Here is a 13,691-nt window from a genome sequence, read left to right as displayed (position 1 = left end):
GACAAATTGGCCAAATAAACGATAGTAACATTAACGCCTGAAACACTTTATTTATTTAAAAAATATACTAACTTTGAGGTTAAGCTTAGTAATTGTACTTTATACACTAAGCAGGTTAAAAAATCAACAAAAAATCAAATAAAAATGAGCATAATCGTTAATGTCCATGCCAGACAAATCCTCGATTCGAGAGGCAATCCAACAGTAGAAGTTGAAGTAGTTACAGAAGCAGGCGCTTTTGGCCGTGCAGCTGTACCAAGCGGTGCATCTACCGGGCAATATGAAGCTGTTGAATTACGTGATGGAGATAAATCTACCTATTTAGGTAAAGGTGTTTTAAAAGCTGTTGAAAATGTAAATACTAAAATTGCTACTGCTTTAAGAGGTGTTGATGTTTTCGAGCAAAACGCTATCGATAAATTAATGTTGGAGCTTGATGGTACTGAAAACAAAGGTAATTTAGGTGCTAATGCAATTTTAGGCGTTTCTTTAGCTGTTGCAAAAGCTGCTGCCGATGAAATTGGACAGCCTTTATACCGCTACATTGGTGGCGTTAACGCAAATACTTTACCAATTCCGATGATGAACATCATCAATGGTGGTTCTCACTCTGATGCGCCGATCGCATTCCAGGAGTTTATGATTATGCCAGTTGGCGCACCATCTTTCTCGGAGGCTTTACGTTGGGGAACTGAAGTTTTCCATAGCTTGAAAAAAATTCTTCACGATAGAGGTTTATCAACTGCTGTAGGTGATGAAGGTGGCTTCGCTCCTACTTTTGATGGAACTGAAGATGCAATTGAAACTGTTTTAAAAGCGATTGAAACGGCTGGTTACAAACCAGGTTCTCAAATTTGTTTGGCATTAGATTGCGCATCATCTGAGTTTTACAAAGACGGTAAATACGATTACACGAAATTTGAAGGCGCTACCGGCGTAATTCGTTCAAGCGAAGAGCAAGCGCAATATTTAGCCGATCTTTCTGCAAAATATCCAATTATTTCTATTGAAGATGGTATGGATGAAAATGACTGGACGGGTTGGAAAAGCTTAACAGATAAAATTGGCGACCATGTACAATTGGTTGGTGATGATTTATTTGTTACAAACGTTACGCGTTTACAACGTGGTATCGATGAAGACACTGCTAACTCAATCTTGGTAAAAGTTAACCAAATCGGTTCTTTAACCGAAACCATCAATGCAGTAACTTTGGCTCAAAACAACGGTTATACTTCAGTAATGAGTCACCGTTCTGGAGAAACTGAAGATGTTACCATTGCTGATTTAGCTGTTGCATTGAACTGCGGACAGATTAAAACAGGTTCTGCATCTCGTTCAGACAGGATTGCAAAATACAATCAATTATTACGTATTGAGGAAGAGTTAGGCGAAAACGCTCGTTTCATCGGTTCTAAATTCAAATACGCTAAGAAATAATATTCCGTCGGTTAAAACCGACGGCAATGAATTGTTAACAAGTTGAAAAACTTATTTATAGAACATCCGGAGATTTAAAATCTTCGGATGTTTTTTTATACATTTACGTCATTACGAGGCACGAAGCAATCTTACTACCAAAGCGAAGCTAAAAAACCTATCGCTTTAAGATTGCTTCGTACCTCGCAATGACGATTTTTCTAGAGAATTATGAAACGTTTAATAGACCTTTTCCGTAATAAATATTTCCTTGCAACGGCTGCTTTTGCGGTTTGGATGCTGTTTTTTGATAAAAACGACATGATGTCGCAGTACGAATACCGCAGGCAGGCGAATAAATTACAAGAAGAAAAGGAGTATTTCGAAAAAGAAACCGCTCAGGTTAAAAAAGATCTAAACGAACTGAGTACCAATCTAAATACCGCTGAAAAATTCGCTCGCGAAAAGTATTTCATGAAAAAAGATAACGAAGATGTTTTTGTTATTATTCGTGAAGAAAAGAAGGATTAACCTATACAACAACCAATGCGCACTTCTAAATTACTTGCCTCCGTTCTTGTCCTTATTATTTTATCTGCCAGCTGTAACTTTAGCCGAACCTATTTGAATAGGGAGGAAGATAAACAGGAGGCTGTTAAGGTTGTAGATCAGTTTTACGATCGGGTTGCCGAAGGCAAATATGAAGCTGTGGATGCGCTTTTTAGCTCAGAATTTTGGAAAGTTACTTCCAAAGAAAAACTTCATAATCTCTTAATTAAGAAGAAAGAAAAACTAGGCAAGCTTAATACTAAACTACTCGCTAAGTGGGAAACTAAAAGAATTGAGAGCAGCAATCCCTCGTCGAATTATGCTTTGTTATATGACAATAAATATGATAAATTCGAAGCCAAAGAATCTTTTAGGTTGGTAATGGAAAAGAACCAGATTAAGATAATTGCCTTCAATATTAATTCAGACGCCTTTCTTCAATAATCTCCGAGAAAATTTCTACGGGGTATTGTAATTAAAATTTCTCCCGATATGCTCCACATTTTATATATCATCGCTATTACTGCCGAAGCCATGACCGCTGCGCTTTCTGCTGGCAGAAGAGATATGGATTGGATTGGTGTTTGTATTATTGCCTGGGTTACAGCGTTAGGCGGTGGAACAGTTAGAAATGTATTGTTCGGTCACTATCCGATGAGTTGGGTTGAACATCCTGAATACCTGGTTATTACCGCTGCCGCTGCATTACTTGCTGCATTTATCGCCTCTGTAATGACGAAACTTAAAAAGCTATTTCTGTACCTGGATGCAATGGGCTTGGTTGTGTTTACAATTATCGGTTGCCAGGTTGCACAGCAAATGCATTTGCCTTATCTAATCGTTTTATTCAGTGGAATGATCACTGGCTGTGCCGGCGGTGTGCTAAGAGATGTACTTTGTAATGAAGTTCCGTTTCTTTTCAGGAAAGAAATTTACGCCAGTGCGGCAATCGTTACCGGAGCAGTTTATATTGGCGTGGAACATTTCCATGGAAGTGAAATTTTAGCTACCGTGCTTGCTGCTGTAATAGGTTTAACGCTCAGGCTACTTTCGATAAAATATAAATGGCACATGCCCAAATTTGTTTATAAGGAGGAGTGGCACTAGTTTAGTTTGTAGTTGTCAGTTTTTAGTTAAAACAAGGCCCTCTAAATTTATGCAAAACTAAAGCAGCACAAGAATGAATTAGATACCCAACTTTGTGGCCCTCTGCGCCTTTTCTTTGTGTACTTTGCGGTTCATGGGCACCCCAAACCCCAAACGTTCAATTCCAACATTATAGTTCCCCATTTCTTTTCCTTAAAAACCATTCAACGCTTAGCAAAATCAGGATTAACCCAAATAACCATTTAAGATTAATGAGTTCGTCATACTTACGGTCTTCGTAGCTGATGGTTTTAATATTCTCGTTTGTCAGGATTTCATCGGCTATTTTTAATAAATCTGCCGGCATAAAAAGCCTGCCATTACTTTGTTTTGAAATGGTATTCAGCAATTGGTGATTAGCTGTTGTTTGCTGATATTCTGCTATGAGCGCATTCACATAAAAACTTCCTGCAGCGGTAAATTTTTGACCGCCTAGTGAAGTACTGGCTACATAAGAATAATTTCCCGCAGCCATTGCTCCTGCATCAAGTAGATAGCCTTTGTCTGTTTTCGAGAAAACGTAATTAAAAAGCTTTCCTGCATCATTTTTTATTTGCAAGTTCACTTCAGGCTCATTTACGGGCTGATAACTTTCATTGTAAAGCGTTCCGTTTAATTGAATTGATTCATTTTCATCGTAAGCAGATTTAGATGTAAAAACTTTAAATCTTCTCTTATCATCCTTTACCGAAAGATATTGAACGGTTTGAGAAATTAAGTTATTTATACTTGATTGTTCAATCTCATTTTCAGCGGCTGATAACTTCCATCGCCACAGGCCCTCACCCATTAAATAACCGGCTTTTAAACCATCTTCATTAGTAAAAAACAATAAAGGTTGTTGCGTACTCACTTTGCCTATGCGCTGATTAAATACTGGGGTGGCGCTTGCATTTACTGTCAATCTACCGAAAGGCATCAATAATGGATCGAAACCCGAAAACTGCTTTTTGTCTTCCTCTGATAAGTTGAAGCTGGTAAATCCATTTGCAAAATCTGGATAAACCTCCTGAACAGAGCCGTTAGCATCGCTTAAATTAACTTGATTCTGAATTTGGTTGAAAGCATTCACATTGCTTTGTGCACCTAAAATATACCATATTGGCTTCTTTAAAGCCGTCACCTTTTGCAAAAATGAAGCAGAAATATTCTGCGCATCCGGCAACTGATACAACACAATCAAATCAAATTTCGATGGATCTATCGCATTCAAATCATCAGCCAATGCGAGTTTAGCCTCGTAATGTTTGTTGAGAGAAATCGCTTCTTTTAAAACCCCTAGATCCGGATGCGGAGCTGCAGCAGCTAACAATACCTTTTGCCTGCCATCAACTACTTCTACATAGAACGTTTGTGAATTATTCTTCGTCGTAATTTCATTTGAAAGTGCACCAACCTGAACCGTATACTTTTGTACACCAATTTTACCAGCATATAATTTAACAGAAACCGTTTTAACAAATGAATTTCCAGTAATTGCAATATTTTGTTGCTCAACTTTAGCACCGTTTTGGCTGACCGTTAAAGCCGTATTTTCCCGGTCACTTTGGAACGCCTGCACCTGAACCTCGATCGTAAAGTCATCATCTAAATAAACGATATTATTATAGTTTACATTCGAAATCAAAATATCCCGTTTCGGAATGCTATCGCCCAAAGCAATGGTATATACTGGTGAATTGATCTGATTGATACTATACAAAGGATTCCCGCCATGATTAAAGATCCCGTCCGTTGCCAAAACGATTGCTCCAACGTTTCTGTTGGTATATTCATCTCTTATTTTTTGAAAAAAAGCACTTGCATCGGTTAGCTTCCCTTGGTTCTTAAAACTGAAACCTTCGCCAACAGAATCGCTGAAGTTGTAGGCTTTTACCTCATAGTTGTCTGAAAGTTTATCGTAGAGGGCCTTCAGATTTTGTTCGTATAATTTCTGGTCGAAACCAGCTACTTTAACCTGGCCGACCGAAAGTGAATTATCTTGGCCGATAATGATAACAGGCTTATCTAAATGGTAATTAAGTGTTTTGATTAAAGGCGCAAATAGTAGCCAGGCAATAGCGGCAACAGCAATAATTCTGACGGCAGTTAACCCATATTTCAGTTTTTTATCAAGATTTTTATTGCTCCGATAAAGCAGCCAGGCATATAAAATTCCCAAACCGAGGCAACCTATGAAATACAAAATAGAAGTACCGGCAAAAAAACTGTTCATATTTTATAAAGATGCTAATTTTGTATTTAACCGCAAAGAAAGGTATTGAAGCTTTTACCATGGAGATTTTAATATTTGCAAATTTTTCCACGGAAACACTGAAAGCACGGAAAAATGGTTTCATTCCGTGTAAATCTGTGTTTCGGTGGCATGCTTTACGAATAAATATTTAGCTTTAAACAAACCAAATTTCATGAAATTAATCTTTTTAACGTTTCTTTTATCCATCAGTATAATGGCCAGTGCCCAAAACAATTTCAAAGCAACCCAAATTAAATTCGAACGAGTAGAAAAAGCCTACAATGAGAAATGGGGAACTTTAGAAAAATTTGTGAAAGCTGCTGATTTTGGCAATGATTTTTCCATGCTCATTAACGCCTATAAAGCTGAGGGAAAATTAGAAGTCTGGTTAAAATCTAAATCAGCCAAAAGCTATTCTTTATTCAGAACTTACGATTTCTGTGCGCATTCTGGTTCTCTTGGTCCGAAAGTTATAGAAGGTGACGGGCAAACACCAGAAGGATTTTATTACATCAATGTTTTTAATCCGATGAGTAATTTTCATCTATCGCTCGGGGTTAATTATCCAAATGCAGTTGACTTAGCCAGAACAGGCAAAAATAGAAAAACTGGCGGCGACATTTACATCCATGGCAATTGCGTAACCGTGGGTTGTATTCCCCTTACGGATGAAAAAATTAAAGAAGTTTATGTTTTAGGTGTGGAGGCAAGAAATAACGGACAGGATAAAATTCCGGTTAATATTTATCCCTTCAAAATGACAAATGCCAATATGCAAAAGTATTCAGCTCAATTTCCTGCACAGCTTAGCTTTTGGAAAACCTTACAGCCAGGCTATTTGGCCTTTGAGAAAAATAAAACTACCGCAAATATCAAGGAAGTTAAGGGGAAGTATGTGATTTCTTATTAATTGCTCTATCAGCATTAGTCCCATCATAATCCAAACTATCGATTACCCAACGTTTATTATCAATCTTTGTTAAAGAAAAAATCATCTGATTAAATTTTGAAATATCGAATTTGACCAGTGCCTTATTGTAAATCAAATAGATTTCTGACAGGTGGCCTTCTTCAATGTGGCCTAGAATTTCTTCCGGCTCAAAGCCAAAAAGCAAATCACATTCCAATCCAGGAACTGGCCCAAAATAATCGACAATAGGGTGTTTTATTAATGTATCTGAAATACTTTTATATAAGGCTCTTAAATTACCTAAGAACGAATCAGACACATAATTAGACTTCTTAAAATTAGACAAATACTCATCAACACTTTTCATATCAACTCTTAATACACTATCTTTTTTAATAGTATCTTCATTATAACCATTGACTATTGGAGATGTCATCAATTTTGATTCATTTTCTTTATACCACCTTAAGAAATCTATGATGGTTATTTTTATTTGACTCTCGTTTTGATTTTGCTGCCCAAAAACAATTGAACAGAAAAATAACATTAGCAATATTGAGATTAAGCGTTTCATGTAGTTTAATTGATAGAACTAAGCTAAATAAAAATTACTTAGAACAAAAAAGGTAGAAAGTAAACCTTGATTGCTGGTCGAGATTTATAATCTCGATCGATTGATTTATGGATTTGTAATCCATATGCTTCGATGATGAAAAAGACGGGATTGCAAATTCCGACTAGTGAGTAATGAACAGGAAATTTTTAGTAAAATAAATGTGTTGCGCTTTTTATAACAGGTTTTAAAATTAAAAACCTCCTTTAACTTTGTTTCTTCGTTGAATTAAATAAGTTATGGCAAATGTAGTTCCAGCTACTATTAACACATCAGTTATAAAAGCTAAAACAATAAAATTGTGTCTGGTTTCTGGTTTAGGATATCTTTTACCTCCCGAATATTCATAAAAAGAGAAAGGGAAACCCATTGAGTTGTTCCCATCAGATGCACTATTAAAACTAAACGATAGTAAAAATATGAGTGTCGTAACACCAAGACTAATTAAAATTCTTTTTCTCATAGCATCATATAAACTGTAAAAGGTGGAAGGTTAACCCTCCACCTCAAACCTTTAAACCCACTACCTTTATTACAGCATTCCGCCACAAACCGATAATGTTTGTCCGGTTACATAAGCGCTCATATCCGAAGCCAAGAATACACAAACATTGGCAATATCTTCGGTTTCTCCGGCACGTTTTAATGGAATATCCTTCTCCCAACCTGCAACAACCGCCGGGTCTAAAACCTCAGTCATTTCGGTACGGATAAAACCTGGGGCAACCACGTTAGCACGAATATTTCTTGAACCTAATTCTTTGGCAACAGATTTTGTAAAACCGATAATTCCGGCTTTTGATGCGGCATAATTCGCTTGCCCTGCGTTGCCTGTAATACCAACTACAGAACTCATATTGATAAAAACACCTTTACGGGCTTTCATCATTACTTTAGAAGCAGCTTTAGTTACATTGAAAATCGATTTCAAGTTGATGTTAATCACATCATCCCAGTTCTCTTCGCTCATGCGCATTAACAAACCATCTTTCGTAATACCGGCATTATTTACAACAATGTCGATTGTTCCAAATTCGGCTACAATATCATTGATTAATTGTTCCGCCTGATCAAATTTTGAGGCGTCAGAACGGTAACCTTTTACTTTCGTTCCAAAACTTTGCAATTCTTGCTCCAAAGCCTCGCCTTTTTCTACTGATGATAAATATGTAAAAGCAACGTTAGCGCCTTGCTCAGCAAATTTCTCAGCTATTTTACGACCAATACCTTTCGATGCACCTGTAATTAATGCTGTTTTTCCTTCTAATAATTTCATAACCCCTAAATCCCCTGAAGAGGACTTTTATATAATGTATAAAAAATTTAAACTGTTGTAAAGTTAATACTTAAAACGAAATTGACTAATGACTTTCGACTTAAGACTTAAACCGCTGGCTCCTGCTGGCTCAAGCAATGAAAACTTCCTAAACCCCAGATAATATCTACTGAATTGATGCCAATTACCCTTCTGTCCGGGAAACAACCTTGAATAATATCCAATGCTTTTTGGTCGTTCACGTCACCGAAAACTGGAACAATTACAGCTGCATTTGCAATATAAAAATTAGCATAAGAAGCAGGCAATCGAGTATCGTCAAAAATCACTGGCGATGGCATCGGCAACTCCACAATGTTCAGCGAGTGACCATCTTTCAGTTTCATTACCTTTAAAGCTTTCAGGTTTTCCTGCAACAGGAGATAGTTTTCATCTAGCGGGTTGGTTTCCACAACGGTTAGAACAGTATCTTCATTCACGAAACGTGTGATATCATCAATATGACCGTCTGTATCATCACCAACAATTCCATCACCTAACCACAAAACCTGCTCCTGTCCATAATACTCAAGCAGGTATTTTTCTATTTGCTCTTTATTTAAATGCGGATTACGATTTTCGTTGAGCAAACAAGCGGTTGTGGTTAAAACGGTTCCTGCACCATTAAATTCTACTGAACCACCTTCCATTACGATATCAGGAATAAATAAAGGCAAATCAAAATGTTGAGCAATTTTTGTTGGCACTACATCGTCCAAATCAAAAGGAGGATACTTTCCACCCCAGGCATTATAACGCCAATCTACTACCGCTTTTTCGTTTCCTTTAACCACAAACGCTGGGCCATGGTCACGACACCAGGCATCGTTCGTTTCATTGAAATAGAATTCAATTTGCGATAAATCTGCATCAACTTTTGTCAATTCAGCGATAGCAAAAGCTTTCATTTCCTCGCCCTTAACATTTATACGAACTATTTCGCTTTCTGCAACGGCTTTAATGAATTCACAGTATGGCTTATAAATCGTTTCGATTTTTCCTGGCCAGCTCGCTTCTTTATGCGGCCAACTTAACCAAGTGGCTTCATGTTTTGCCCATTCAGCAGGAAAAACATAGCCTTGTTTTTTCGGAGAATAATCGAATTGATTGATATTTAAATGTTCTTCTTTGGGTGGGAAATTTGACATTTCGTTTTGTATTTTTAGTTTTCATCATTGCGAGGCACGAAGCAATCTATTTTACTTATCGAATAAGATTGCTTCGTGCCTCGCAATGACGATCACTTATGAAGTTTTCACTTTAAACTTTTTACTTTAACCTTTCAGCTTAATCATTATCAATATATCTTTTCGTAATCGGCTGATAAGAGTCAATCCTTCTATCTCTCAAAAACGGCCAGTGCTTACGCATGAAATCACTCTGATCTAAATCCAGCTCTACCACTTCGGTTTCTTCCTGCTCGTGTGAAGCCAGATAAAGCAACTTACCTTGTGCGTTGGTTGCGAAACTTCCTCCCCAGAATTTCATTCTACCTTCCTGCTCAAAACCAACACGATTTACACTCACAACCGGAACGCCGTTGGCTACTGAATGTGAACGTTGGATGGTTTGCCATGCATTATATTGATCTTTATTGGTTTCCTCATCCTGTGTTGTATCCCAACCAATTGCAGTTGGATAAAACATGATATCAGCGCCCATCAACGCAGTAATCCGTGATGCTTCTGGATACCATTGATCCCAACAAATCAAGATACCAATTTTGGCAAACTTGGTTTCGAAAACCTTGTACCCTAAATCGCCCGGAGTAAAATAGAATTTTTCATAGTAAGCTGGATCATCAGGGATGTGCATTTTACGGTATTTCCCTAAATAGGTACCATCAGCATCCAAAACAGCGGTTGTATTGTGGTACAAGCCTTCAGCACGTTTCTCAAATAAAGAAGCAATTACCACAACGCCAAGCTCTTCAGCTACCTCCTGTAAAGCATCAGTAGATGGCCCAGGAATTTTTTCAGCTAAATCGAAGTTGTCGTAATCTTCTACATCGCAGAAATATAAAGAAGTAAAAAGCTCTTGCAAGCATACGATTTGCGCACCTTTCGCGGCTGCCTCTCTTACTTTTGCAATCGCTTTATCTAAATTTTCCTGCTTATCTTTAGTACAAGTCATTTGTACCAAGCCAACTTTTACTTTCTTCATTTCTTAAAATTATTGGATGAAAGAATGATAGAACGAATGAATTTGTAAAGCATTCAACCATTTCCCAAAGGGATGCCTTTGGCACAAAATTCCTTCACTCTAAATTAGGTTGCAAAGTTACTATTTTGTTTAAAAGTAGAAGGGCATAATTATGTAATTGTTTTTTGAAAAGCAGTGGCAGTATCTAAATCATTGTTAGTCGGGCTATGCGCTTTAGCTATTGCTATCCTTCGACTACGCTCAGGATGACAGCAATAGGCTACCGCTCCTATCCCGTTTAGATAAGGAAAGATATTGCTACTATGAGGGATAGCAAGATTTATAATTAGGCTAAAGTCAATTTAAAATTATTAATATTCAGGCAGCTAAAGCAGCCTGCAATGAACAGCCGATCTAATAGCCATCGCAGTTCATTGCCGTTCGGCTTCAGCCAACGGATACTAGAAAAGGCCTCGATTTTCATCGAGGCCTGTCACATTTAAAATAAAATTAAGAATTAATGTTATCCCTTTTAGGTATCGCTGTTGCTTCTACAACTTCGGCAACCGCTATCACCTCTTTTCGCTGTTGCGGGTCCATTAGCTCCATCAACTTCAAGCCTAATAAACCATCCATTGCTGAGCCGCCATTATTACCCCCATTTCCACCAATTAACACATCAGGAATTAGCTTAACATGACCTTTAGATAATTCTTCGGTAATTTTATAACGGGTAAAGTTTTCGCCACCTAAAGCCTTAACAGCTAATTCATAGGCTTCGGCCGTAGACTTACCGATAGCTAAAATTTTACCAGCTTCGGCTCCACCTGTTAAAGAAATTTGTTCAGCTTCCGCCGAAGCCCTTAACTTAATCGCTTCAGAATCTGCTTGCGCCCTTGCTTTTGTTGCTTCGGCTTCGGCATGTGCTCTCATTTTGGTTGCTTCTGCTTCGGCACCAACAGCTAATTTCACACCGGCTGCATCACCTTCGGATTTTTTAACCGTTGCACTTGCGGTACGCTCGGCAATCTCTACACTTTGTTGCGCCTTAACAATGTCCTTTTGCATATCAGCAATAGCAGTTTCTTTTTCCATTCCCTGACGTGTTTCCTGTGCTTGCTTCTGGGTTTCATAAGTTACTTTTTGTTCTTCTGCGATTTTACGATCGGTTAAGGTCTTCATCAACGATTCTGGTGGAACAATGTCGCCAATCAAGGTATCAACTGCGTTTACATTATATTCATCAAGCACTTTGCGAATATGTTCTTTTGCAGATTCTTGACGTTCTTTACGCGTACTTAAGAAAGCGATCACATCGCTTCCTTGTGCCGAGTTACGGAAATAGTTACCAATAGTTGGTTCCAAAACCTGCGAAACCAAGTTTACCATGTTACCGAAACGGGCAATTACTTTTGGCGCTTCAGTTGTTGGAACGTGAATAATTTGAGCCACATCCAGATTGAAGGGAAAACCGTCTTTGGAACGTACTGTAATGGTAGATAAATTTTTATCCAAATTATGTGCTTCACTTCTCGCAGATGCCCAGTTTAAAACCAGGTTTGTTGTGGGCACCAATTCCACTTTCATAATGTACTTGTTAATTGGATATTTACCGGGGCCAAGTGGTTCTAGCCAAACCCCTTTCGAACCTTTCCCAACAATGTTACCATGTTTAAAATCGGCACCGGTTAAATCGTTTCCATCGGTACCAATAAAGGAAATCACCACGCCAACATAGCCAATCGCGATTTCAGTCATCGGAATTTCCTCCAACTGAATAGCCCAAGGATTAAGGTTGTAAGAACCTGCTAAAATTACTTGTGGCTGTAATCCCCTATTTCCTCCAGCTTTGATAAAATTATCAAAGTTCTGGAAATTGTTATGTCCTTCTACCAATTTACCAGCAATCTGGTTGGCTTCAATCGGCAAACCATCAAGTGTTGTTACAATACCCACCATACTTTCCTGAATACGAATCATATCGGTAACGGAAACTTGAAAAAGTAGGGTGTTTATACGATACGAACCTGAAGTAATGTAGGAGGTCTGCCTGCCTCTCTGACCTCCGTTTTCCAGGAACTTTACAGCATCCTGAAAATTGTCAGATTCTACTCTTTGTCCGAGGATATTTCCGGTGGGAATTTCTGAACCATCTTTGGCCATGATTAGACCAATTTTACCTTCTGGAATGATGGTAAATTGTTCCATGGTTACGCTATACTGCCAAAACCACATTCCAAAATATAATCCAGGAGCTAATGTTTTACCTTGGAAACCTGCTTCGCCTTTTACGGCGATGATGCGTCCGTCGGGCAGTTCTCTGTCTGAACCAAATAGCACGAATTTTTTGGTAATTAACCCGATTCTATCTTCGGGAACAATGACCATCCCAAATAAGAAACGTAAAATGTATTTGTATAAAACGATGCATAACAATGCCACTAAAACCCACCAGTAATTAGAAATGAGCGCTTCCATAATAATATGTATTTTCTATTTTTTCTGCTGATAAACCATTTATCAGCTAGCATATGGTTATCAAAAGGAGTGCGCTATTTACAAAAAACATTCAACGCAAGAATATATATTTCTTTCCGTTCTAAGGACTCAGATTTGATTTGAGACAACGCATTTATAAAATACCACCTGAACTTGACATTTCTGAAAATGACCGAATAGACAAAAGAAAAAGAGTCAAAATTAAGAGTTTAGACATGGAGTGATTTGTTTCAACGAAAACCTGGCAGAATTTAAATTTTTCTTACTTTAAGCTGTCCTATTTCGGACCTTAAGATGTGACTAATAAAATAGACGGTTTGTTTTTGTTGGTGTTTATTCACTTACTTAAGTAATATAAACCCGATTGAATGGATGCCAATTTTTTTCTAATTGGCAGGAAGAAATGCGGGCCTGATATAGCCAGAAGTGCAGAACATTGCTTTTCAAAAAAATTGAAGCAGATAGAATTTAGTATACAGATGCTTTTAAGATTTTGCTATTTAATTAAACCCTTATCTCTTCCCTGTATTCTTGCTGTAACTCGAAAAGGCATTTAGCGCATAAACAACCATCGTACAACTCAGAAATGTATTGAACTTCGTTAATGCTCAATTGCACTACGCCACACTGACATTTAGTGTATGAATTTGCCTTGCATTCAATAGCCGTTCCGCATCTTTCGCAGGGAATGATTTCGTGTTTGCTATGTTTTTGGGTGTTCATTCGTTCAATGGTCATTAGTTCATTGGTATTTGGCGCATTACAGTAATGAACCATTGACAGATGAACTATTAAACTAAAACCAAAAGTAAGGACAAAAAATAAGGTTTTGAGCGTTTGCCCAAAACCTTATTTAATTTAT

The 13,691-nt window shown here is 37.7% G+C and carries 13 protein-coding genes; 5 read left to right on the top strand and 8 right to left on the bottom strand.

The features are described from left to right. The first annotated feature begins 144 nt into the window (after window positions 1-144). From eno to ASE92_RS03775, 4 genes are all read left to right on the top strand, one after another. Window positions 145-1,440 carry a phosphopyruvate hydratase gene (gene eno, locus ASE92_RS03790; RefSeq protein ID WP_056848737.1) on the top strand — a complete coding sequence of 432 codons (1,296 nt, stop codon included), beginning with the start codon at window positions 145-147 and terminating at the stop codon, window positions 1,438-1,440. A 210-nt stretch (window positions 1,441-1,650) separates the two neighbouring features. Then, window positions 1,651-1,950, top strand: a complete 300-nt coding sequence (locus ASE92_RS03785) for a septum formation initiator family protein (RefSeq protein ID WP_056848736.1) — start codon at window positions 1,651-1,653, stop codon at window positions 1,948-1,950. 15 nt (window positions 1,951-1,965) lie between these two features. Further along, window positions 1,966-2,412, top strand: a complete 447-nt coding sequence (locus tag ASE92_RS03780; RefSeq protein WP_157255622.1) for a hypothetical protein — start codon at window positions 1,966-1,968, stop codon at window positions 2,410-2,412. Window positions 2,413-2,460: 48 nt separating this feature from the next. Next, window positions 2,461-3,075: a trimeric intracellular cation channel family protein gene (locus ASE92_RS03775; protein ID WP_056848734.1), complete on the top strand. Its 615-nt coding sequence runs from the start codon at window positions 2,461-2,463 to the stop codon at window positions 3,073-3,075. 169 nt (window positions 3,076-3,244) lie between these two features. Here the strand turns inward: ASE92_RS03775 and ASE92_RS03770 are convergent, their stop codons facing one another. After that, complete coding sequence (locus ASE92_RS03770; protein WP_056848733.1) at window positions 3,245-5,329, bottom strand: hypothetical protein; 2,085 nt, start codon at window positions 5,327-5,329, stop codon at window positions 3,245-3,247. Window positions 5,330-5,522: 193 nt separating this feature from the next. Between ASE92_RS03770 and ASE92_RS03765 the strand changes: the two genes are divergently transcribed. Then, the gene (locus tag ASE92_RS03765; RefSeq protein ID WP_056848732.1) at window positions 5,523-6,260 is read left to right on the top strand and encodes a murein L,D-transpeptidase family protein; all 738 of its coding nucleotides are present in this window, start codon (window positions 5,523-5,525) and stop codon (window positions 6,258-6,260) included. On the opposite strand, the gene ASE92_RS03760 is transcribed toward ASE92_RS03765, so the two are convergent. From ASE92_RS03760 to ASE92_RS20685, 7 genes are all read right to left on the bottom strand, one after another. Beyond that, complete coding sequence (locus ASE92_RS03760) at window positions 6,232-6,834, bottom strand: hypothetical protein (RefSeq protein WP_157255621.1); 603 nt, start codon at window positions 6,832-6,834, stop codon at window positions 6,232-6,234. The genes ASE92_RS03765 and ASE92_RS03760 overlap by 29 nt on opposite strands. Before the next feature lie 232 nt (window positions 6,835-7,066). Continuing rightward, a complete protein-coding gene (locus ASE92_RS03755) occupies window positions 7,067-7,336 on the bottom strand; it encodes a hypothetical protein (protein WP_056848730.1) in 270 nt (89 codons plus the stop codon). A 69-nt stretch (window positions 7,337-7,405) separates the two neighbouring features. Then, the gene (gene fabG / locus ASE92_RS03750) at window positions 7,406-8,149 is read right to left on the bottom strand and encodes a 3-oxoacyl-[acyl-carrier-protein] reductase (protein ID WP_056848729.1); all 744 of its coding nucleotides are present in this window, start codon (window positions 8,147-8,149) and stop codon (window positions 7,406-7,408) included. 107 nt (window positions 8,150-8,256) lie between these two features. After that, on the bottom strand, window positions 8,257-9,336 hold the full coding sequence (locus ASE92_RS03745) for an agmatine/peptidylarginine deiminase (protein ID WP_056848728.1): 1,080 nt from the start codon (window positions 9,334-9,336) through the stop codon (window positions 8,257-8,259). Window positions 9,337-9,475: 139 nt separating this feature from the next. After that, complete coding sequence (locus ASE92_RS03740) at window positions 9,476-10,351, bottom strand: carbon-nitrogen hydrolase (protein WP_056848727.1); 876 nt, start codon at window positions 10,349-10,351, stop codon at window positions 9,476-9,478. A 489-nt stretch (window positions 10,352-10,840) separates the two neighbouring features. Further along, window positions 10,841-12,808, bottom strand: coding sequence for an SPFH domain-containing protein (locus tag ASE92_RS03735; RefSeq protein ID WP_056848726.1), 1,968 nt, complete (start codon window positions 12,806-12,808; stop codon window positions 10,841-10,843). A 525-nt stretch (window positions 12,809-13,333) separates the two neighbouring features. Then, window positions 13,334-13,552 (bottom strand): cysteine-rich CWC family protein, encoded by a 219-nt coding sequence (locus ASE92_RS20685; protein ID WP_082454949.1) that lies wholly within the window; start codon window positions 13,550-13,552, stop codon window positions 13,334-13,336. Window positions 13,553-13,691 lie beyond the last annotated feature (139 nt).

The sequence above is a fragment of the Pedobacter sp. Leaf41 genome (assembly GCF_001422545.1).
In the GTDB taxonomy this organism is placed as follows: domain Bacteria; phylum Bacteroidota; class Bacteroidia; order Sphingobacteriales; family Sphingobacteriaceae; genus Pedobacter.
Note: the sequence above shows the minus strand (reverse complement) of the source record. Positions and strands in the feature narration are given on the sequence as shown.